The sequence below is a fragment of the Paenibacillus ginsengihumi DSM 21568 genome (assembly GCF_000380965.1).
GTDB lineage: Bacteria > Bacillota > Bacilli > Paenibacillales > NBRC-103111 > Paenibacillus_G > Paenibacillus_G ginsengihumi.
Window position 1 is genome coordinate 12,791 of record NZ_KB905561.1, and the last position, 21,273, is coordinate 34,063.

At 59.4% G+C, this 21,273-nt stretch carries 17 protein-coding genes and 1 pseudogene; 10 read left to right on the top strand and 8 right to left on the bottom strand.

What is annotated here, in order from left to right; all coding sequences use genetic code 11:
• The first annotated feature begins 50 nt into the window (after nt 1–50).
• The 3 genes from F591_RS27725 to F591_RS27730 all read left to right on the top strand — a co-directional run bounded on the left by F591_RS27725 (nt 51) and on the right by F591_RS27730 (nt 4,516).
• Nucleotides 51–1,823 (top strand): DUF3658 domain-containing protein, encoded by a 1,773-nt coding sequence (locus F591_RS27725; RefSeq protein WP_019534386.1) that lies wholly within the window; start codon nt 51–53, stop codon nt 1,821–1,823.
• 182 nt (nt 1,824–2,005) lie between these two features.
• Entirely contained in the window at nt 2,006–2,614 is a 609-nt protein-coding gene (locus F591_RS0109615) for a transglutaminase-like domain-containing protein (RefSeq protein WP_019534387.1), read from the top strand.
• A gap of 216 nt (nt 2,615–2,830) precedes the next feature.
• The gene (locus F591_RS27730) at nt 2,831–4,516 is read left to right on the top strand and encodes a DUF4091 domain-containing protein (RefSeq protein ID WP_019534388.1); all 1,686 of its coding nucleotides are present in this window, start codon (nt 2,831–2,833) and stop codon (nt 4,514–4,516) included.
• Nucleotides 4,517–4,691: 175 nt separating this feature from the next.
• On the opposite strand, the gene F591_RS0109625 is transcribed toward F591_RS27730, so the two are convergent.
• Both F591_RS0109625 and F591_RS0109630 read right to left on the bottom strand, forming a co-directional pair.
• Nucleotides 4,692–5,483, bottom strand: coding sequence for an ABC transporter ATP-binding protein (locus tag F591_RS0109625; protein ID WP_019534389.1), 792 nt, complete (start codon nt 5,481–5,483; stop codon nt 4,692–4,694).
• A gap of 326 nt (nt 5,484–5,809) precedes the next feature.
• Nucleotides 5,810–6,562: an MBL fold metallo-hydrolase gene (locus tag F591_RS0109630; protein WP_245581011.1), complete on the bottom strand. Its 753-nt coding sequence runs from the start codon at nt 6,560–6,562 to the stop codon at nt 5,810–5,812.
• Nucleotides 6,563–6,735: 173 nt separating this feature from the next.
• Here F591_RS0109630 and F591_RS0109635 point away from each other — a divergent pair, with 173 nt between their 5' ends.
• Nucleotides 6,736–7,659 carry an ArsR/SmtB family transcription factor gene (locus F591_RS0109635; protein WP_019534391.1) on the top strand — a complete coding sequence of 308 codons (924 nt, stop codon included), beginning with the start codon at nt 6,736–6,738 and terminating at the stop codon, nt 7,657–7,659.
• A gap of 54 nt (nt 7,660–7,713) precedes the next feature.
• Here F591_RS0109635 and F591_RS0109640 read toward each other — a convergent pair whose 3' ends face one another.
• Nucleotides 7,714–9,648, bottom strand: a complete 1,935-nt coding sequence (locus F591_RS0109640) for a glycoside hydrolase family 127 protein (RefSeq protein WP_019534392.1) — start codon at nt 9,646–9,648, stop codon at nt 7,714–7,716.
• Nucleotides 9,649–9,875: 227 nt separating this feature from the next.
• Here F591_RS0109640 and F591_RS0109645 point away from each other — a divergent pair, with 227 nt between their 5' ends.
• Nucleotides 9,876–10,961 carry a Gfo/Idh/MocA family protein gene (locus tag F591_RS0109645; protein ID WP_019534393.1) on the top strand — a complete coding sequence of 362 codons (1,086 nt, stop codon included), beginning with the start codon at nt 9,876–9,878 and terminating at the stop codon, nt 10,959–10,961.
• Between the two features lie 279 nt (nt 10,962–11,240).
• Here the strand turns inward: F591_RS0109645 and F591_RS0109650 are convergent, their stop codons facing one another.
• Complete coding sequence (locus F591_RS0109650; protein WP_019534394.1) at nt 11,241–12,287, bottom strand: M23 family metallopeptidase; 1,047 nt, start codon at nt 12,285–12,287, stop codon at nt 11,241–11,243.
• Nucleotides 12,288–12,496: 209 nt separating this feature from the next.
• Here F591_RS0109650 and larC2 point away from each other — a divergent pair, with 209 nt between their 5' ends.
• Both larC2 and F591_RS0109660 read left to right on the top strand, forming a co-directional pair.
• Nucleotides 12,497–13,003 carry a nickel pincer cofactor biosynthesis protein LarC2 gene (gene larC2, locus F591_RS0109655; protein WP_019534395.1) on the top strand — a complete coding sequence of 169 codons (507 nt, stop codon included), beginning with the start codon at nt 12,497–12,499 and terminating at the stop codon, nt 13,001–13,003.
• Between the two features lie 205 nt (nt 13,004–13,208).
• Nucleotides 13,209–13,766, top strand: coding sequence for a GNAT family N-acetyltransferase (locus F591_RS0109660; protein WP_026326495.1), 558 nt, complete (start codon nt 13,209–13,211; stop codon nt 13,764–13,766).
• A gap of 82 nt (nt 13,767–13,848) precedes the next feature.
• On the opposite strand, the gene larC is transcribed toward F591_RS0109660, so the two are convergent.
• Nucleotides 13,849–15,006, bottom strand: coding sequence for a nickel pincer cofactor biosynthesis protein LarC (gene larC / locus F591_RS33260; RefSeq protein WP_026326496.1), 1,158 nt, complete (start codon nt 15,004–15,006; stop codon nt 13,849–13,851).
• Nucleotides 15,003–15,830: a nickel pincer cofactor biosynthesis protein LarB gene (gene larB, locus F591_RS0109670; RefSeq protein ID WP_019534397.1), complete on the bottom strand. Its 828-nt coding sequence runs from the start codon at nt 15,828–15,830 to the stop codon at nt 15,003–15,005. The genes larC and larB overlap by 4 nt, the downstream gene beginning before the upstream one ends.
• Before the next feature lie 231 nt (nt 15,831–16,061).
• Between larB and lipA the strand changes: the two genes are divergently transcribed.
• From lipA to F591_RS33390, 3 genes and pseudogenes are all read left to right on the top strand, one after another.
• The gene (lipA, locus tag F591_RS0109675) at nt 16,062–16,961 is read left to right on the top strand and encodes a lipoyl synthase (protein ID WP_019534398.1); all 900 of its coding nucleotides are present in this window, start codon (nt 16,062–16,064) and stop codon (nt 16,959–16,961) included.
• Complete coding sequence (locus F591_RS30225) at nt 16,948–17,514, top strand: YutD family protein (RefSeq protein ID WP_019534399.1); 567 nt, start codon at nt 16,948–16,950, stop codon at nt 17,512–17,514. Before lipA ends, F591_RS30225 begins: the two co-directional genes overlap by 14 nt.
• A 563-nt stretch (nt 17,515–18,077) precedes the next feature.
• Nucleotides 18,078–18,868, top strand: a pseudogene (locus F591_RS33390) (group II intron maturase-specific domain-containing protein); the annotation flags it as partial.
• A 97-nt stretch (nt 18,869–18,965) separates the two neighbouring features.
• Here the strand turns inward: F591_RS33390 and F591_RS0109690 are convergent.
• Entirely contained in the window at nt 18,966–19,775 is an 810-nt protein-coding gene (locus tag F591_RS0109690) for an NAD kinase (RefSeq protein WP_019534400.1), read from the bottom strand.
• Between the two features lie 55 nt (nt 19,776–19,830).
• Nucleotides 19,831–20,511, bottom strand: coding sequence for a flagellar brake protein (locus F591_RS0109695; protein ID WP_019534401.1), 681 nt, complete (start codon nt 20,509–20,511; stop codon nt 19,831–19,833).
• Between the last annotated feature and the right edge of the window lie 762 nt (nt 20,512–21,273).

The following is a 21,273-nucleotide window of genomic DNA, read 5'->3' on the forward strand; positions in this document are numbered from 1 at the left end:
AGTCTATGTTCATAGAGAATGAAAATGAGCTTATAAGGAGAGAGCCGAGAGTGACCGACCGAAGTGCGATTTTGGAGCAGGCGAGAGCGTATGCGAGGAGCGAGCTGGAGCGCGACAGCAGCGGCCACGACTGGTGGCACATCGTCCGGGTGACGCGCACGGCCAAGGCGCTGGCAGCGCTGGAGCAGGCCGACGAGTTCGTCTGCGAGCTGGCGGCGCTGCTGCATGATATCGCGGACGAGAAGCTGAACGGGAGCAAGGAGGCCGGCCTGCGCAAAGTGACTGAATGGATGGAGCGGACAGGCGTTGCGGCATCCGAACGGGAGCATGTCGCCGATATCGTTGCGACGATGTCTTACGGGGGAGGCGACGGCCGGCCAATGGCGACGCTGGAGGGGCGCATCGTGCAGGATGCGGACAGGCTCGATGCCCTTGGCGCAATCGGCATCGCCCGCACCTTCGCCTATTCGGGCTGGAAAGGGCAGCTTGTGTACGATCCGGGCCTCCGTCCACGGCAGCAGATGTCGAGGGAGGAATACCGCAGCGGACGCAGCACGGCGATTAATCATTTCTACGAAAAGCTGCTGAAGCTCAAAGGGCTGATGAACACGGAGGCGGGCCGGGCGCTGGCGGAGGAGCGGCACCAGTTCATGGAGCTGTATTTGCGGCAATTCGACAAGGAATGGGAGCTTGGCAACGAGGCGTACCTGCAGGAATCCTCGTTTTCGTTAACGGGAATCCGGCGCGTCCATATCGCGTTCGGCGATTCCGCCGGCGGCTCGCTGCGCATCGCGCTGCGCGAACAACCGGGGGAGAAGGTGGTCGTGTTGGGCGACGACCTGATGGTCGGGCCGCTCGGCTTCGAGCTTCCGCAGCTGTGGAAGAAGCGGATGAATTGGTGGGGAGAGAGCATCAACGAACGGGAAAAGGCGGATATGGAGGCTTATGTGATGAAGGCAGCCCTGAACTGGCTTCATTGGCCCGACCGCTTGCAAGGGCTGCCCGTCGTCGTATGGGCCGGCGATTCGGCAGGGGAGCAGACGGCGCTGCGCTGCCTGCTCAACGCGATGTCTGACGATGCCGATATTTCGCTCGTTAACCCGACATCGCTGCTGAATCGCCGCTTTCCGGAAGCCGAATACCGATGCATGGGGGAGATCTCTCCCGAAAAGCTGTGCCCGCTGCTGGAGGAGGCCGAGCCCTTGACACCCGCGGCGCGGGAAGCTTATGCGGCCGATTGGCGGCGGCTGGCCGCCGAGGAAGGCGTGCTGCGGGTGGCGGAGAACGGGCAGCTGCGAACTGTGCCGGAGCATTATTTTGACGGTGAGATCGTGAAGGCGGCCCGCAAGCTGAAGGCGCTGGGAGGCAGGTATATCAAGTCCGCGCGGTTGATTGGCGAGGTGATCGGTCATTCGGATCAGAGAGTGAGCGACAGCTTCATCGAATACCGCGTGCGCCGGCTGATTGAGCAGGGCGTGATGGATTATACCGGTGAGCTGGAGGCGATGCGCTATTACAGCGTCAGCTTGACCGGACGGGGAGAGGAGATGGCTGATGCCGCCGGTTCCGAACGTTGGAATGAGAGGCTGGGGCCCGAGTTGGAGAACGCTGCTGATTGGCTGGAGCAGCTCGGAGACGAAGCGGAGCAGCTGGAGGGCAGCCTGACGCTGCTGGCAAGCAAGCTGGCAGCCGCTGGCGGCCAAGCCGCCTCCGATGAAGATGCTGCGAAGCTTCAGGAGCGACTCGCCGAATATTTGCAGGAGCAAAGAAGTCTGGAAGAGCGGCGGAAGGAGCTGGAAGCCGCGCTGCGCTCCGTGCTTTGACTGGCCGAAAATTTCGGAAAGGCGACGGCGGACGAGGGTTCGCTGGTCGCCTTTTATTGTTGTTTGGCTGGGCTCTAACGCTGGCGAGCAGGCAAGATGTGATTAAATTTATATTCACTTCTATGTATAATTATAAAACTGTCGATGATGACGGCATATTTTTCCGCCATGGAGAGGACAAGATGAAGCTGATATGCGAATCCGCCTGCCCGGACGATTATTTGGCGGAGACGGAGGAAGTCGATTTCAGCCATCCCGCCGTCGCCCAATGCGCCGAGCAACGGGCGGCGGGGGCGAAGAGCGGGCAGGACTATGCGCAGGCTGCTTTCGAATTCGTGCGCGACCGCATCTCCCACTCTTGGGATATCCGAAGCCATCGCGTCACAAGAACGGCCTCGGAGGTGCTGCGGTTCGAGGAAGGCATCTGCTACGCCAAAGCGAACCTGCTGTGCGCTCTGCTGCGCCGGCAAGGGATTCCGGCAGGCTTCTGCTACCAGCGCTTGACGCTCGGCGATACGCCCGATACCGGCTATGTCATTCATGCGCTGAATGCTGTATATTTGGCGGAGTCGGGCCGCTGGATTCGCCTTGACGCGCGCGGCAACAAGGAAGGCGTGGACGCCCAATTCTCGCTTGGCGAAGAAAAGCTCGCTTTTTCTGTCCGCAAGCAGTACGGCGAGAAAGATTACGGCATCATTCACAGCAGACCGGCACCCGCGACAATGGCTGCGCTGCGCCGTCATACCGATTGCATAAATATGTGTTTGCACGGTTTGCCGACGGAGCTCTAAAAAACGAACCCTCGCTCCGTTGTGCGAAGCGAGGTTGAGTCCCGGGCTTCAACACAAGACTTGACAGACCGCCGCAACTTTGCGGCTGGATTTGGCCAAAATTTTATGCAGGGCAAGAAGGCAAAGCGGCTGTCTTCGTCGAAGCCATTTAAGCGTAAAACCAACAAGCCGGATAAGGGTGGAATACGCATCCCTATCCTCTAGGAGGGTGAACAAGTGTCCGTCATCGAAACCCGCTGTCTCAGCTCGCTGGCCAAGGTTTTCGCCGACGAAGAGCCGCAGGAGCAGCCGTTTCTTCGCGCCTCCGCGCTGGAAAACGAGACGTTTGCCTACCAGATCGCTTACCGTCTGTCGGGAAATCCCCGCTCGCTCCGACATGTTCGCGTGCGGGTCGAATCGGAGCTGCGGGAGCGGATCACGGTCCGTTCGGTCGGACTGGCGCCGTCTGAGCTGCCGTGTTATGGCGACCACGACGAGCATGTCCTGCGCACACAGCCGGGGCTGTATCCGGACCCGCTGTATCCGATTTCGCCGACAGAAGGCATCATCGTCCCGCCGGATCAGTGGCGCTCGCTTTGGATCACGGTGGCGCTTGACGGGAGCCGTCCGGCCGGAGCATACCCGATCGCGCTCGTCCTGGAGAGCGAGTCCGGCGAGCCGCTGGCCAAGTGCGCCTTCGAGCTGGACGTGCTGCCGGCGCAGCTGCCGGAGCAGAAGCTGATCCACACGGAATGGTTCCATACGGATTGCATTGCCCAATATTACGGCGTGGACGTGTTCAGCGAAGCACACTGGAGCCTCGTGGAGCGCTTTGTGCTGACCGCTGTCGACCATGGCGTCAACATGCTGCTGACACCCTTGTTCACGCCGCCGCTCGATACGAAGGCAGGCGGCGAGCGACCGACCGTCCAACTGGTCGACGTCATCAAGGACGGCAGCCGTTATGCGTTCGGCTTCGACCGGCTGCGCCGCTGGGTCGAGATGTGCGACAGGACCGGCATCAAATATTTGGAATTTTCCCATCTGTTCACGCAATGGGGCGCGAAACATGCGCCGAAAATTATGGCCACCGAGGACGGGCGCTTGAAGCGCATCTTCGGTTGGGACACCGACGCCGCCGGTGAAGCGTACGGGCAGTTTCTCGCTCAGTTTTTGCCTGCGCTTGTCGCGTTTGTCAAGGACAGCGGGCTGGAAGGACGCTGCTGGTTCCATGTCTCCGATGAGCCTGCGCTGGAGCATCTTGCGTCGTACAGCGCGGCGGCTGCGATTTTGCATAGGCATGTCGGCGAATTTCCGATTGTGGATGCGCTTTCGCGCGTCGAGTTTTACAAAAACGGGCTTGTCCGCAAGCCGATTCCCGCAACGGATCATATTGAGCCTTTCCTGGCGGAGGGCATCGACGGGCTGTGGACGTACTATTGCTGCTCGCAGTACAAGGACGTGTCCAACCGGTTTTTCAACCAGCCGTCCGCGCGCAACCGGATTATCGGCATCCAGCTTTATAAATACGGCATTGAGGGCTTTCTGCATTGGGGATACAATTTCTGGTTTTCGCAGTATTCGGTTCGTCCGATCAATCCTTTTGTCACGACCGATGCCGATCACGCTTTTCCATCCGGCGACGCTTTTCTCGTCTATCCGGGAGCGGACGGGCCGATCGAATCGATCCGGATGGAGGTGTTGTTCGAGGCGCTGCAGGATTTGCGTGCACTCGAGCTGCTGGAGAGCCTCGTCGGTCGCGATGAAGTGATTCGGCTCATCGAAGAGCTGGCGGGGGAAGAGCTGACGTTCTCGTCTTACCCGAGGAATGCGGAATGGCTGCTCGCGTTCAGAGAAGAGGTCAACCGGCGCATCGTCGACGCGCTGCGTCCGGAGTCTTTGCCGCAAGTGCAGCGCTCATAGGGAGCCAGGGCGGCAAAGCCGGTGAGGCACCCGAACATGAAGCAGCAGCCAAGCAGCGGCCAGCCATGAGCTTTGCCGGGCAATGCAGGCAACGGCCTCCCATCCGCTTGGGCAGGCCGTTGTCGCCGCGGAGCGGCAGCGGGCATAGGCGCCGCTTTTTGCCTGAAACCGCCGCTTACGCTTCCGGCCCGGCGGCCCGCACATATACGCGGCGATGATGCTTCTCGACCACGACGGGCGCTTCGAAAAAGTCGCTCAGCGTCCGTTCCTCCATCACGCTTGCCGTATCTCCGGCGCGTACGATCTCGCCCCGGCGCAATAGCAGCGTGCGGCTGAACACGGGCACAATCTCCTCCGTATGGTGCGTGACATAGATCAGGCTGGGCGTTTGCTCCTGGAGCGCCAGCTCATGGATGCTGTCCAGCAGCCGCTCGCGGGAAAACAAATCAAGCCCGTTGCACGGCTCGTCCAAAATCAATATGTTCGGGTCGGCCATCAGCGCGCGGGCGATCAGCAGCTTCTGCTTCTCCCCCTGCGAGCAGGTGCGGAATTCGCGGTCCCACAGATGGCCGCAGCCAAGCGTGCACATCAGCGCGGCGGCGCGGTCGGTATCCTCGGAGGTCGGCCGCTCGTACAGACCGATGGTGGCGTATTTGCCGCTAATGACGACAAATTGGGCTCTGTCGGTTCCATACAGCTTCTCCTGCAGCGACGAGCTGACCCAGCCGATCGACTGGCGCAGCTCGCGAAGGTCGACTTCGCCGAACCGGTGCCCGAGCACCGACACTTCTCCTTGAGTCGGCCAAATATAGCCGTTCACGATATTGAGCAGCGTCGTTTTGCCCGAGCCGTTCAGGCCGAGCAACGCCCAATGCTCTCCTGGCTTGACGCGCCAGTGGATGTTTTTGAGCAGCTCCCGATCGCCGCGCCTGTAGTGAACCCCTCGCATCTCGATAATATGATCCATCGTGTATCCGTCTCCCTAATCGATACTTGAACCTTTGCCAGATCGGCCGACAAAGGTTCAGCGGGCCGCAGTCGCCCAATGAAATGCCGTCGCAAGGCATTTTTTTCTTGTATATCATATCGGAAAAAAACAGCCGTTGTCGACGCCAAAGATGCTCTATTCCAAAGCAATTTTAGCCATCGCCGGCGGGGAGAGCGGCGTTCTGTGTACGCAGGGACGGCAGACGTCCGGGCATTCCGGCGTCCGGGATGACGCGGGTGTGCGACCAGGACACGGGCCCAATGAAGCGAAAGGGCGATCAGGCAAGGATCGCTCTTGCTCATCCGCTATACCGGGAAAGACATCAGATCCGCTCCCAGCGCGATTCGCTCGCGGACCCGGGCCTCGCATTCGGCCAGCACGTCGCCATACGGCTCGTCGTCGGTCAGATGGACAGCCACGACGCGCCCGATGCGCTCCAGCGGGTAGAAGCGGACGAGCTGCTCCAGGCTCGTATGCACGCTTATCGCGCCGCGCGCGGCCGTCGCTTCGTGCACGAGCACGTCGATCCGCTGCTGCGCGGCAATCCACTCGTTCGGCCTCGTGTCGGCCGAATAGACGAGCACCCGCTCCGAAACGGCGGCGCGTACGCCGACGGTCGCCCCGACGTGCAGGCTCGGGAAAACAGAGACGGACAGCTCCCCTTGCGCGAACAACGTCGATGGCTTCGTCCAGTCGAAGGTCCGGATGTCGATCGCAAAGCCGATCGGCCATTCGGACGTCCGGTAGCTGGCCAAAATTTGCTGCAGCTGGGCCGCGTGCCCGGCGTCGCAATAGACCGTCAGCGCCTCTTGCCTGCCTCCAAGCCACATTCCCCACAGCAGAGAGGGCAGTCCGAAAATATGATCGATATGAAAATGCGTTAAAATAACGCCGCGAATACGGTCAAGCGGCATCCCGGCCTGCTTCAGCTTGCCGAGCGGGTTGCCCCCGACATCGATCATCCAGGCGTCCTGATCATGCTCCAGCAGCAGATAGGTATTGTCCCGCTCCCTGCTTCCGGCGGCGCTGGAAGTTCCCAGCAGCGTCACCTTCATCATCTGTCGCTCCTTCCGGATTCATAGATTATAGGCCCCGGACCATTCTCCTCCTTAATGTACCTTTTTGTTCGGGGGATGCGCAACAGAGGCGGAGCGATTTTTGGACAAACGGCCAGTCTTCCTGTATATTAATTTATATATTTGTTAATCATTGACCATCGAGGATACCATCTATGCAAATTCAGATCGACGAGCAATGGCTCCCTGTATACGAGGCGCTGGCCAGCAAGGTCAGGCTGGAGATGATCCGGCTGCTGGCCGAGCGGCCGATGAACGTGAAAGAGCTGGCCCAGGCGCTCGGGCTAAGCAGCGCGATTATGACCATGCATGTCAAAAAGCTGGAGAAAGCCGGCATCATCCGCAACGAGCTGGTGCCGAGCAAGGGCGGCGTGCAAAAAATCAGCAGGCTGAACGTCGATTTTATCGGCATTTCGTTCCCGGGCAAGGAAAGCGGCGAGAGAGAGTACCATCGCACGGAGGTGTCTGTCGGGCATTACACGGACTTCGACATTGCGCCGACCTGCGGCCTGGCGACGCCCAAGCAGATTATCGGGCATTTTGACGACCCGCGCTGCTTTCTCGACCCGGAGCGGGTGGATGCCAAAATTTTATGGTTCGGGCAAGGGTACGTCGAATACAAAGTGCCGAATTATTTGCTCGGCAACGAAATTCCCGAGGAGCTGGAGATTTCGCTGGAGGTTTCGTCGGAAGCGCCGAGCGTCAATCACGAGTGGCCGTCGGACATTACGTTCGTCCTGAACGGCGTTTCCCTCGGATATTGGACGAGCCCGGGCGATTTCGGAGGGACCAAGGGACGGTACACGCCGAGCTGGTGGAATTTGAACATCAATCAGTACGGCCTGTTGAAAATCATTCGCGTGAACCAGAGCGGCACGTTCATGGACGGGGAGAAGATGTCCGACGTGACGCTGGAGGATCTGGACATTCGCCGCAAATATTGGACGTTCCGGATCGCGGTGCCGGAGGACGCCGCGAACGTCGGCGGGGCGACGCTGTTCGGTACCGGCTTCGGCAATTACGCGCAAGACATCGTGTTCAAGCTATATTACGCCAAAGCGGCAGCGCCCGCGGACTAATCTCCGTATTGGCGCTGCCGCTGCTTTGGGGGCGATCATCATCCGCAGATCAGGCTAGGAGCGAATCCAGACGCACATCTCGCCAGGGGTCCGGTTGCCCCACAGGAAGTACGGGATCGCCTTCACGCGAACGGGCTTCGACCGTTTCATGCTGGGGCGGTAGAGCCGCGGATCGTCCGCGACGGCGTCCGAGTTGCCCTCGCTCTCGATGACGACGGGATGGCCGGGCAGTCCGGGGTCCCGCCGCAGCCTGAAGACAGGTTTGCCGGGCAAAGCGATAGACGACAGCGGGGCTTCGTGATCCGCTTCTTCCAGGCAGTAGACGAGCGGACCGCGCTGTATCGCAGCCTTGCCGGCGTTCGCGCGCACGTAAGGATGAGCTTGGATGAGCAGAGGCTCCATCGACAGCTCCCATTCGATCGTATCGCCCGGCGACCAGACCCGCTCGATCCGCGCATACCCGTGCTCCAGCGCATAATCAACCGCTTGGCCGTTGACCGCAAGCCTGGCTTCGCCGCACCAACCGGGCAAGCGAAGCGCGATGGCGAAGCGCTGCTCCCGTTCGGGTCGCACCGTCAGCTTCACCGCGCCGTCCCAGGGAAGGGACGACTGCTGCTCGAGCCGCACATCCCCGCAGGACAGCGGGGCAGTCGCTTCGCTGCCGATGTACAGATGGGCATAGATCGTGTCGTCCTTGGCCGTATAAATATATCGGCCCAGGGAACTGATGAGCCTGGCTACATTGGGCGGGCAGCAGGAGCAGCCGAACCACGGCTGGCGCACCGGCTTGACATGGCGCCTGCCGGGATTGTGCCGGCTGGCCTCGGGCCATACCTCAAGCGGATTCACATAGAAGTAATGCTTGCCGTCCTGCGACATGCTGCCGATCACATTGTTGTACAGCGCCCGCTCCAGCACATCGGCGTACTCGCTCCTCGGCTCCAGCAGCAGCATCCGGTGGGCGAAAAAGATCAGGCCGATCGAAGCGCACGTCTCCGCGTAGACGGTATCGTTCGGCAAATCGTAATCGAAGGAGAACGCTTCGCCGTGATGCGTCGAGCCGATGCCGCCGGTAATGTACATTTGCTTCTCCGTAATGCTGCTCCACAGTCTGCGGCACGCCTCGGCCAGTTCTTCGTCGCCGTCCAGCAGGGCGAGATCGGCCATGGCCGAATACATATAGACGGCCCGCACGGCATGGCCGACGGCGGCGTCCTGCTCCCTGACGGGCAGGTGGCTCTGGTTGTACTTCAGGTCGGGCTCGCCCGTAGGCTCCTGTCGCCAGTAGCCGATATGTCCTCTCCGCTCCCATTCCTGGATGAAGAAGTGCGGCTTTCGGCCGCGCTGGTCGATAAAATAGCGGCTCAGACGCAGGTACTTCTCGTTCCCGGTCGCCTTGTACAGCTTAACGAGCGCAAGCTCGATCTCCTGATGGCCGTCGTAGCCCTGCAGCTTGTCCGGTTCCGGCCCGAACACCGTATCGATGTAGTCCGCGTACCGGCACGCAGCGTCCAGCAGCTTGCGCTTGCCCGTTGCCTGATAGTAGGCGACGGCCGCTTCCATCAAGTGCCCGGCGCAGTACAATTCGTGGCAGTCCAGGAGATTGGTCCAGCGCCGCCCGGGCTCCTTGATCGTGAAATACGTATTGATATACCCGTCCTCGTGCTGCGCCTTGACGATGATGTCGATCACTTCGTCGGCCAGCCGCTCCAGCTCCGGGTCCGGATGCGACGACAGGGAGTAGCCGACGGCCTCCAGCCATTTGGCGACATCGCTGTCCTGAAACACGAGACCGCCGAATTCCCCTTCCTCCAGTCCGGCGGCGATGCGAAAATTGCGGATCGCATAGCTCGGCTCCGCTCCCGGAACCCGGTCGTTCAGCGCCTCCCATTGATAAGGGATGACCGTGCCGCGAACCAGCTCTTCGTACTTCGACCAAAACTCATCGGCAATACGCACCTCTTGCAAAGAAATCGGATTTTGGATCATGCTCACACCTTCCGTGATATGGGAATAACCGTATTGTAAAGGGAAAAGGGCGCCAGGCGCTGCCGTCAGATCCACACAGTTTTTATAATTTTTCACACAAAACGGCTGTCGCGATTTTGCACTCTCCTGGGCGCAATCTTGCAATTTTCCTGAGCGGGCGTTCGATGTAAACTGGACATAGAAATAACCGAAACCGAGATTTTGGCGAGGAGAGGACGGAAGGAGCAATGACCCGAAAGCTGAAGATCGGCATAATCGGCAGCGGCGGCATCGCCGGCGCACACGTCCGCCAATATAAGAAAATGGACGATGTCGAGGTGGTGGCGGTCGCCGATATCGTGCCCGGCAAGGCGGAGGAATTCAAGGGGAGGATGGGGCTGCCGCAGGCCCGGGCGTTCGAGGATCACCGGAAGCTGCTCGAGCTGGAGCTCGACGGCGTCAGCATCTGCACCCCGAATGCGGCGCACTGCCGCACGACGGTCGACGCCCTGGAGGCCGGCAAAAACGTGCTGCTCGAAAAGCCGATGTCCGTCACGCTGGAAGAGGCGGTGGAGATGGTCCGCGTCTCGCAGCGCACGGGCAAAATGCTGACGATCGGCTTCCAGCCGCGCTACGACCCGAATATGAGGACAATGAAAGACATCGTCCAGTCGGGCACGCTTGGCAAGGTGTATTATATTCAGACCGGAGGCGGTCGCCGCCGCGGCATGCCGGGAGGCACGTTCATCCGCAAGGAGCTGGCCGGCTCCGGGGCGCTGGCCGATATCGGCTGCTACTCGCTGGACATGGCGCTTCATTCCATCGGCTATCCGAAGCCGCTGACGGTGTCGGCCTTCAGCTCCAATCATTTCGGGACGAATCCGAAATATCATCCGGAGGCCGACCGCTTCAATGTTGAGGATTTCGGCGTCGCCCTGATCCGCTTCGAAGGCCACCTCGTGCTGAACTTCAAAATTTCGTGGGCGATGCATGCGGATTCACTCGGTCCGACCTTGTTCCTCGGGACGGACGCCGGCCTTCGCGTGACGACGCCGCAGCCTACAGACGGCTGGGGCGGAGTATGGGACGGCGGCGTCGGCTCGATGACCCTGTTCCATGACGTGAACGGCTTCCAGACCGAGAGTCCGATCCCGGTCGTGGAACCTCGGAACGACCGTTTCTACGACAAGGTGCGGGATTTCGTCGAAGCGGTTCGGGACGGGCGGCCGGCGCCGATTCCCGGCGAGCAAATTTTGCGCAACCAGGCGATCATCGACGGCATGCTCCGCTCTGCGGCGTCCGGCCGGGAAGTGGACATTCAGCTGCCCGATTGAGCGATGCGCAGCCTGAGCCGCCGCAGCTGGCCAAAGCTCCCGGGGGCCGCCTCTTTAGCAGCTTCGGGAGCGGTTTTTGAGCCTGGCGATTCGTGGGACTGAGGAACTTCTCGACATCGCGTAAAACGGGAGAGCGGTTGCCGGCGCGGGAAAAACTGTCCGCGGGATAATCGTCTCCTGGCCGACAGATACGATTCTCTCCGCAAAAAAACCGGCCTTGCGGCATCGACAATCGTCGCCGCCAGACCGGTTTTTCTGTTCATGAGAGGGGAGGGTGCGCTACCTGGAGCGCATCCGTTCTTCGCGTTCCCATTTGCGCAAATAAGGGTAAGGGTCGAACGACCATTCAGTCAAGCCGTTGTCCCGGTAGAGGCCATAATGCAGGTGCGGAGGAAACTTGCCTGCCGTGCCCGGCTTGCCGTACCCGGAGTTGCCGACCCAGCCGACGATCTGGCCGGGCTTCACAACGGTGCCTTCCTTGATTTCTTTCTTGTTAAAACCGGACAAATGCGCGTAGTAATGATAGACGTTATTCAGATCGCGTATCCCGATGCGCCAGCCGCCGTACGGGTTCCAGCCCATAACCTCGACGATGCCGTATGTGGCGCTGCGCACGGGAACGCCGTGCCCTGCAAACAGGTCGGTTCCTTCGTGAATCCGGTAACCGCCCCAGCCGCGGCTCGCTCCCCAGGTGCTTCGGTACGAATAATCCGCGCCGAGCGGCAGCACGAAGCGATGCTCGTGCAGGTCAAGCGAATCGAACGCAGCGTAAATTTTGGCGAACTGCAGGATGCGCTGAACGCTGCGGGTGTTATGGTAATATTCCCACAGCCCGATGCCGAAGTCGTCCTCGGCGCTGCCGTGCTTGAGCAGCCAATGGGCCATCGTATACAGCCGGTCCAGATCGCTGCTGCGGTCGGCGAGCCCGTCTCCTGATCCGTCTTTTCCGATACCGTTAAAGAAGCCGATGCTGCGGGCGTCATTGTCCTCGTAGTCAGGGTTCATCAGGCCGCACCATTGCCATTCGGGATAATCGATGGCGATCAGCCCGTTTGGCATCTGCTTTTTTTGGGCCAGACGGATGGTGCGTTCATATTGATCGACGGCAGCCAGGTAATACCAGGGCACACCCGTCACAGCGGCGATATGCTCGAACAGCTGCTTGCGTTCGGCAAACACGCTTTTCATGTCGGCTGACTGCCGCTCCTTGCCCGTGGCAGCGGATCGTTCGGCGGGCGCGGCCAGCGCTCTGCTGCCGACAGGAACGGAGACGAGCGCGGCTCCGAGCAGAAGTATGGCGAATGTGCGGGCTTTCCAAATTCCCATGGCGGTAACCTCCCTCAAAATCGGATAGCGGCGCTGGATCGGACTTTTGCCTGTTGCTTGCCGGGGCGTTAAGCAGGCCAAGCTGCGGCTTGCCCGCTTTTCTTTTTGAACTTATATTGCCTTGACGGGAAGATTTTTATAACATAGGCTTGAATAAAGTCGTTGGATTGGCAGTTCGGCTGCCCGGACTGCCGTACGGGGAGGCGGACATGATGCCGTTTGATCATCGTGAGGAGCATATCGATGAGGGCATGGTCGTGATTCAGGCGAATATGGACGATATGAATCCGGAGACCTGCTCATATATTTCGGACCTGCTGTTCGAGCGGGGAGCTAACGATGTCTACTGGATTCCGATCATCATGAAGAAGGGCCGGCCGGGCATCATGCTCAACGTGCTTGCGCACGACACGGCGCTCGGCGTGATGGAAGAGATCATTTTCAGGGAAACGACGACGCTCGGGCTCAGGTATATTCGCGCCTCCTGTCATCGGCTGGGCAGGGAATTCGTGGAAGTTGCCACTCCCTGGGGAGGAATCCGTGTCAAAGTCGGGCTGCACCGGGGAGAAGCGGTGCAATTCGCGCCGGAATTCAAGGAATGCGAGCAGGCAGCCAAAACGTACGGCGTCCCTTTGAAGCAGGTGTATGACGAAGTGCGCCGGGCGTTTATGGAGCAGCGGCAGCGGGCAGCGGATTCAAGGGAGCGAAGCGAATAGCAATCGCCGGCAATCCGCCGCGAGCGGTCCCCTTTGTGGCGGGCATATCGCTGCCAAGCATTCAGCAGATGACTTCTGTAATCCTCAGAGGTCATCTTTTTTTAGCTGACCGCTCAAGCGGGGCTGCTCGTCCTGGAGTGGACGCCCATCGATGTCCGCGCCGGTCGCGGTATCGGCAATCTTGGCAGAACGGGAGGCGCTCGACATGCAGCTGGCATTCAAGACATTGACAGAATGGAATGAACAATGGTGGGACAAGCTGGGGCCGATTTATCGGGATGCTTTCGTTCACGGAGCCAAACCGGAGAAAGTGCTGCGGAGCATGGTCAGCCGGGGGATCGCCTGTCTGCATGCGGGGATGATCGGAGAAGAAGCGGCGGCGATGGCCGTCGCCGGCTTCAGCGGGGGGCGGGATCGGCGTCGGCTTATTTTGGACTACATGGCGGTACGCCGGGATTTGCGCGGCAAAGGATTAGGCAAGCACTTATTCGCGCAAATTCGCGATTGGGCCGTGCGCGAATATCAGGCGGAGGCGGTGATCATCGAAGCGGAAGCGAAGGATACGGAAGAAAACCGCAGGCGGTTGGCTTTTTGGGAAAGCTGCGGCTTTATCGCCACATCCTACGTTCACCGGTATATTTGGGTTCCCGAGCCTTACCGCGCGCTGGCGCTTCCGCTATCCCCCGATTTCGCCGTTACCGACGATGGACAGTCGCTGTTTCGCGACATTATTTCGTTTCATCGAAAGTCGTTTCGGAGGTAAAAGCCGGCGGTTCTAGTCCCACCGGCCCTCTGTGGCAGCAGCTTCGACAGTGCCGGATTCCCGGCGCTATTACGCTGCAGCGTTAATGGTGACTGCTTCGCTGCACCCGCAGCGGTTCGTCATGCTCTTCGTGGCGATGGGCATGCTCATGCTCGTCTTCCGGCGCGTAATCTTCATGGGCATGCTCATGCTCGTGTCCATGATCGCGGTGGCGGCGCCCTTGTTCGTGACGATCCGAATGCCCATGATAATGCTCATGCCCGGCATCGTTAGGATGGCCCTGCCCATTGTGGCTGCCATGGTTGTCATGCGCATGCTGATGTCCGTGCAGGTGATCGTGATGGTGCTCATGATGCTCATGGTCATGGTGGTGATGATGGTCATGATGATGATGGTCATGATGATGATGGTCGTGATGATGCTCATGGTCATGGTGATGGTCATGCGAATGCGAGTGGCTGTGCTCGTGCGGAAGCTCGACATGATGAGCCTGCCACTTGAACAGGAACGGGTCTGCCTTGCCGACGATGGCGCGCAGCACGTTGGGCTGGTTGGGCAAATCGCGCGTTCCCGCGCCGTAGCCGATCGCCTCGACGATCATCGGCGGCAAGCCTTTGCTGAATTCGTCCACCAGACCGGCGATAATACCGGCCCCCGTCGGCGTCGTCATCTCCATGGCATAAGGCGTAGGAGCGATCGGCAATCCTTTCATCATCTCCAGCGTAGCCGGCGCCGGCACCGGGTAGATGCCGTGATCGCAGCGAACCGTTCCAGACCCGAGCGGCACGGAAGACGAATAAATCTTCTCGATGCCGAGCGAATCGATGGCCAGGGCGACGCCCACGACGTCGGCGATGGAGTCGATCGCGCCTACCTCGTGAAAATGCACCTTTTCCACGGGAATGTCGTGAATTTTCGCTTCGGCGATGCCGATTTTTTCGAAGATGGACAGGCTCAGCTTGACGACGCGCTCGGAAAAGCCGGCGCGGACGATCAGGTCTATGATCTCCGAATAATGGCGGTGCTGCCTGGGCCCCGCGTCAGGGTCGGGCAGCACATCCAGCTTCAGCGCGGCGATGCCGCGCTTCACGACGCGCTTCCATTCCAGCGTGAAGGGCTCGACGGCAATTTTGCGCAGCTCGTCCTCGATATATTGCCGGTCTGCGCCGGCGTCGACGAGCGCGCTCAGCGTCATGTCCCCGCTGATGCCGGAAAAGCAGTCCAGATACAAAATTTTCATGACAATGACCTCTTTTTGTTTGCGTTTTTATGAATCAATGCCGCGCTGTAGCCTGCGCCAAAGCCGTTGTCGATGTTGACGACGGCAATGCCCGGCGCGCAGGCGTTCAGCATCGACAGCAGGGCGGCCAGGCCCTGAAAGCTCGCGCCGTAGCCTACGCTCGTCGGCACGGCGACGACCGGCGAAGCGACCAGCCCGCCGAGCACGCTGGGCAGCGCACCTTCCATTCCGGCCGCCACGACGATAGCGTCGGCGCCGCGGATGACGTCAAGGCGGCGGAACAGCCGGTGGATGCCGGCGACGCCGACGTCGTACACGCGCTCGACGCGGCAGCCGAACACCTCGGCCGTGACCGCCGCTTCCTCGGCGACCGGCATGTCCGAGGTGCCGGCGCAGACGACGGCGATATATCCGTCGGCCTCATTCGCCTTGGCGTCTTCGCGCCGCCACGTCAGCGCCCGCGCTTCTGCGCGGTAGATCGCCTGGGGCACGGCTTCGAGCACCGCTGCGGCCTTGTCCGGACTGACGCGCGTCGCCAGCACCCGGTCAGCGCCGGCCATCAGGCGCTCGAAGATGGCAGCGATCTGCTCGGCCGATTTGCCTTCCCCGAAGATGACCTCGGGAAAGCCCGTGCGCGCCGGGCGGTCCAGATCGAGCTGGGCATAGCCGAGGGTATCGTCGACCCGCTGCGGGACAGCGCTTCCCGTTCGAGCCGCAGCATCCTCCCGGCTTCCCTGCCACAGCTCTTCAAGCTGCTGCTTGGCTTCCGCAATATCCAAATCGCCGGAACGGACCAGCTTCAAAATGTTGTCCACATTCATCATAAAAAGCTTTTCCCCTCCGGTTCCGTTTTAATGTGCATTTGATATCCGAGGTTATTCCTTTCCTAGTGTATCACATTCGCCGTCCGATGTGGACAAGGGATGCGGCGCTTCGCGGATTCCGGCGCCATTCCATTGCAGTAATGGGCTTACAGCATTATAATAACGGAAACGGGATATTCGCTCACGTTCGCGAACAAGCCATGAATATATACGGGAAGCAGGGATGTCGCGATGTCTACCCGACAAATCGAAAGAAAGCCCGACTGGCTGAAGATCAAGCTGACGACGGGCGAGCACTACAAAGAGCTGAAAAGCATGATGCGAGGCAAGACGCTTCATACGGTATGCGAGGAAGCCAAATGCCCCAACATACACGAATGCTGGGCCAACCGGACGGCGACGTTCATGATTTTGGGCGATATCTGCACGAGAGCCTGCCGTTTCTGCGCGGTCAAAACCGGTCTGCCGACCGAGCTCGATCTGCAGGAGCCGGAGCGCGTCGCCGAAGCGGCCGAGCAGATGGGGCTGCGCCATGTCGTCGTGACGTCGGTCGCCAGAGACGACCTGAAGGACGGAGGGGCATCGATCTTCGCCGAGACGATCCGCGCCATTCGCCGTCGCCTTCCGCTGGCAGGCATAGAGGTGCTGATCCCCGATTTTCAGGGGGACGAGGCAGCGCTGCGCACCGTGCTCGAGGCCGAGCCCAATATTTTGAACCATAATGTGGAGACTGTCGAACGGATGTCCGACCGCGTCCGCTCCAAAGCGAAGTACGGCCGCTCGCTCGAGCTGCTGCAGCGTTCCAAGAAAATTCGCCCGTCCATTCCGACCAAATCAAGCATCATGATCGGCGTCGGCGAGACGTGGGATGAAATTGTGCAAACGATGGATGATTTGCGGGCCGTAGACTGCGACATTTTGACGATAGGCCAATATTTGCAGCCGAGCCCGAGCCACTTGGCGGTCAAACAATATTACACGCCGGAACAGTTTGCCGAATTGAAGCGGGAAGGGATGAAGCGGGGCTTCCGTCACGTCGAATCCGGTCCGCTCGTGCGCAGCTCGTATCACGCGCACGACCAGGTCATTTCGGCGGGAACGACAGGAGTGAAGAGCGATGCTCAGCGATAAAGCGACGGACGGAACGAAGAACTCCGTTCTGATCGGCAACAGGCAGTACCACGTCCTCGTCGACCACAAAAACGGCTGGAAGCAGGAAGCATTTCGCGAACGCTATAGCGAGGTGCTGGAGCGGTACGATTATATCGTGGGCGATTGGGGATATAATCAACTGCGGCTGCGCGGCTTTTTCCGCGACGGCAATCCGAAGGCGATGAAGGACTCGCTGTTCTCCACCGTTCAGGATTATTTGAACGAATACTGCAATTTCGGCTGCGCTTATTTTATTCTTGAGAAGGTTCCCGGCAAGACTCACAGGCATTCCGCGGTGGATGCGCCGCATCAGCCGAGAGCCGCCGCAACCGTGTTCAGCGCGGATGCGGGGGGCGGCGGGCAGGCATCCGCAGCGCAAGCGGCGGAAGGGGTCTCCGCGCCGGCTTACGCCAGGACGCCAGGCGGACAAGGGGCGCATCGGCCGCACCATCATAGGCCGCGCGCCGACCATTCGCGGCACAAGCCCGATGCGGCGCAGCCCGGCTCCAAGGATGAGCCGCGCAAGGGCTGACAGGCGGCGGGGCGCTTCGCTGCGGCCCATGGCCCGGAGGAACCGCGCCAAGGGCCGGACTCGCGCCGTTAAGCCGCCTTGCCCTGGCCGCGGCGAAGGGAAGGGCCGCGTTCAGGCGGAGCGGGTGCCGGCAGCTTGCGACTTAGCATGCCCCGCCGCAGCGAAGCGACAGCGGGCATGCTAGGACAGCCTGTGACGAGCGAATCCTGCGTGGCGTGATTGACTATGATCGACCGATGAGAATCGATATCAATTAAACTTGTTGACACAGACAAACTTTCCAAACGGCACATTGACGAAAAGCTTCGCATCAGAGTTATACGGCGGGGACTGTATCGGTCCATGGGTAACAGGCGTTCAGGAAGCGGATTGGGAAAAAGGGGCGCAGGATCATCGTCAAAAACCTCGGGTGTCGCCGGGTTTATGGAACTGCGCAAATACCTCTTTGCCGCCCATCCGATGAATTCCCGGGAGCGAGGAGTCCGGCATTCCGTCAATGATTAAACCTGGCGCATACGTTTTGGATGGCAAAGAACCTCGCTTTGGGCGAGGTTCTTATCGTTGACATTCTCATGGCCAGGGTGGTGAGGAGAGTGACGGACAAGCGTGTCCTGAAATTCATACGCGCCGATCTGAACGCCGGAGTCATGCTGGGCGAAGTTTGCCAGAAGTCGGAAGAGGGTACGCCGCAAGGCGGTCCCTTAAGTCCGCTGCTGGCGAACATTTTGCCGGATGATCTGGACAAGGAACGGACGAAGCGCGGCCTGCGGTTTGTCCGATACGCGGACGACTGCAACATCTTCGTCGCAAGTAAGCGCGCCGGAGAACATGTCATGGAATCGGTGATTCGCTTAGGAGAGGGAAAGCAGAAACGGAAAGTGAATCGGGACAATAGCGCGGTAGACCGCCCGTGGTGGATGCGCAAGTTCCTCAGATTCCGTTTCCTGTCGAAGCAGAATGAGACGATTCGATGGGCACCGAAGACCATCTCGCGATTCAAGGAGAAGGTCCGGGAGCTAACGGACCGAACGAAGTCCATGTCGATGGAAGTACGTATCTCCCGACTAGGCTGGGCTACTTCCGCTTGGCCGCCGTGAAGAAACACTGTGAAATATTGGACCAGTGGATTCGCAGAAGGCTCCGCATGTGCCTCTGGAAGCAGTGGAAACGGGGTCGCACCCGTATCCGCGAGCTCCGGGCGCTCGGTGTTCCGGAATGGGCCTGCATCGTCATGGCGAACTCCCGCCGCGGATCGTGGGAAATGTCCCGCAATACAAACAACGCCCTCCCGACTTCCTATTGGGAAGCGAAAGGGCTGAAAAGTTTGCTTTCTCGTTATCCGGAGCTTTGTTAACCTTTTGGAACCGCCGTATGCGGACCCGCATGTACGGTGCTGTGAGAGAACGGGGGCTAGCCGCCCCCTCCTACTCGATCGTCCGTACGCGCGCCTCTTACCGTTCGAAGCCGATGAAAGCTTCGCGGACGCGGCTCCAGAACGGGAAGGGGCGGAAGCGGGCGAATTTGACTTTTTTTCCTGCTGCGACCATGCTCCGGATGGAGACAATGTCGTTGCGCTGAATATACAAGTGATCGAGCGAAAGAAGGATGTTTTGCTGCGCTTTCGGGTAAATATCGCAATGATGATGCTTGGGCAGCAAAATCGACGACCCCAGCGTCCGGAATACGCGGTTGTTGATCGAGGCGATCTCCGCGATTTGGATCGCGTCGAGCGACGGATGCACGATGGCGCCGCCCAAGCTTTTGTTGTAAGCGGTGCTGCCCGAAGGGGTCGAGATACAGATGCCGTCGCCGCGAAACGTCTCGAACGGCTCGTCGTTGATACGCAGCTCGGCGACCAAGGTCGTGTCGACGCCCTTCAAGGTGAATTCGTTAAGCGCCAGCTCCGTCTCGACGCCGTTCTGGGTCGTAATCTGAATCTCGACGAGCGGATAATTGACGGCTCTCAGGTCGTTCTCCAGGGCGCATTCGCCCATCAGCCGGGCAAGCTGCTCCACCTCGTCGGGCTTCCAGTCGGCGAAAAAGCCGAGCCTCCCGGTATGGATGCCGACGAATGCGATGTGGTCGAGTGCGTGCTTATACCGATGGAAAGCATGCAGCAGCGTGCCGTCGCCGCCGATCGAGAGCACGATATCGGGCTCCGTCTCGTCGAGAACGAGGCCGTAAGGCTTCACCAATTCATGGAACGTATTCATCAGCTCGATGGAAATGTCGTCTCCGCGGTTGATCACGTTGTATTTCAAAAGGGATCCTCCTTAGGAATTGTCGGAACAGGAGCGGGGGATTCGGACCCGGTCGCTACTTGCCGCCGTGTTCCTGGCAGTACGCTTCGATCAGATGGAGCGTGCTCTCGGGCACATCGCGAAATTCCACCGCAATCCGGTACAGATCGCTGCTAAAATGGACAGTACGTACAATTTCCCCATTCAATACGAAATCATGGGACAGATCCGGAAGCAGGAACGATAATTCCAGCAGCAGCGGGCCGATAATCCGGCTTGACGTGACAAACGATAGCCCGCCTCCCGAAATATCCATGATTTGTCCGGTAAAAGTCACTCCGGGTTCCGTCTCTCTGCCCCTGGAGCCGATAATCCGGCAGGCTATCGGAGTTCGGGGCGTGAGGGTAATCCGGGGGTAGCGGCGCCGCTGATAGGCATACAGTTCGCTCGGCACCGACAGCTGAAGCAGGCAGACATGGCGAGTAATTTCCATATGAAGCAGCTTGACGAATGCGTAATACAGAATGCCTTGATCGCGGATTGAAAATTCGATAAAGCTGACATGCTGCAGCTTCTCCAAGGGATGGATGACGGAATAATTCAAGCTGACCGTCATCTGCTGCGCATCGGCTTTCAACAGATAGAAGCGATCCTCGTAGCAAAAGGGGAGCCCTTCCTGCGTTTCGCCGACGATGATGAGGCTGCAGGTCGTTCCGGGGCCCGTCATTCCGCCGTTCAATGCTTCGTTCCAGTCCATGTTATCACCTTGCGTTTCAAGCTGTTCGAGCCGAATATTGAGACTTTGTTACTATCTTGAAAATAGCGCCCAGGGCGGTGCGGCCCGTTTTCATCTTCTGATGGTGCCGCGCCAGCGGCATGGACGTCTATCTTGAAAATAGCCCCCAGGGCCCGTGGCTCATTTTCATCTTCTGATGGTGCTGCGCCAGCGGCATAGGCGTCTATTTTGAAAATTGGGCGAAGTCCTTCGGCGAATTTTCAGGCACCGAAGGTGACGACCGATGACGACAGGAATCGCTCGACATAGGCGTCTATTTTGCTGAATCGTATCTTTGTTAACCATGTAACGAAACTAAAAGAGCGCTATTTAGTCAGAAACGCTGAATCCGGTAGCCAAACATGCGGAATAAGGCTATTCACTTGCGTTAGAATTCAAATCCCATCAGCTCTGTGCTAGCGTTAGTGCGGCAAAACAGCACCCTAGACTAACGAGCGTGAAGGAGCTTCTCGAAGCACATCACCAAATAAGCGGGACTGCGCTTGAACGGCAGTGTTGTCTGGTACAAAAGGCCGTACTTCGATTTAACACTTTAACGCTTTATAGAAGCCAAATTTTTCTGGCGGCGCTGAGAAAACCTTGCCTTCGGAATGGCCCTTTTTCGGAATGGCCCTTTATTGTGCAAATCTACCTTTACTGCTACTGCGACGGAGATACTCAGCCGGCAGCACCCGAAGCCAGCGTCATCGTGCGAACTCCGCGACGGCGTTCGGACTCCGCGAC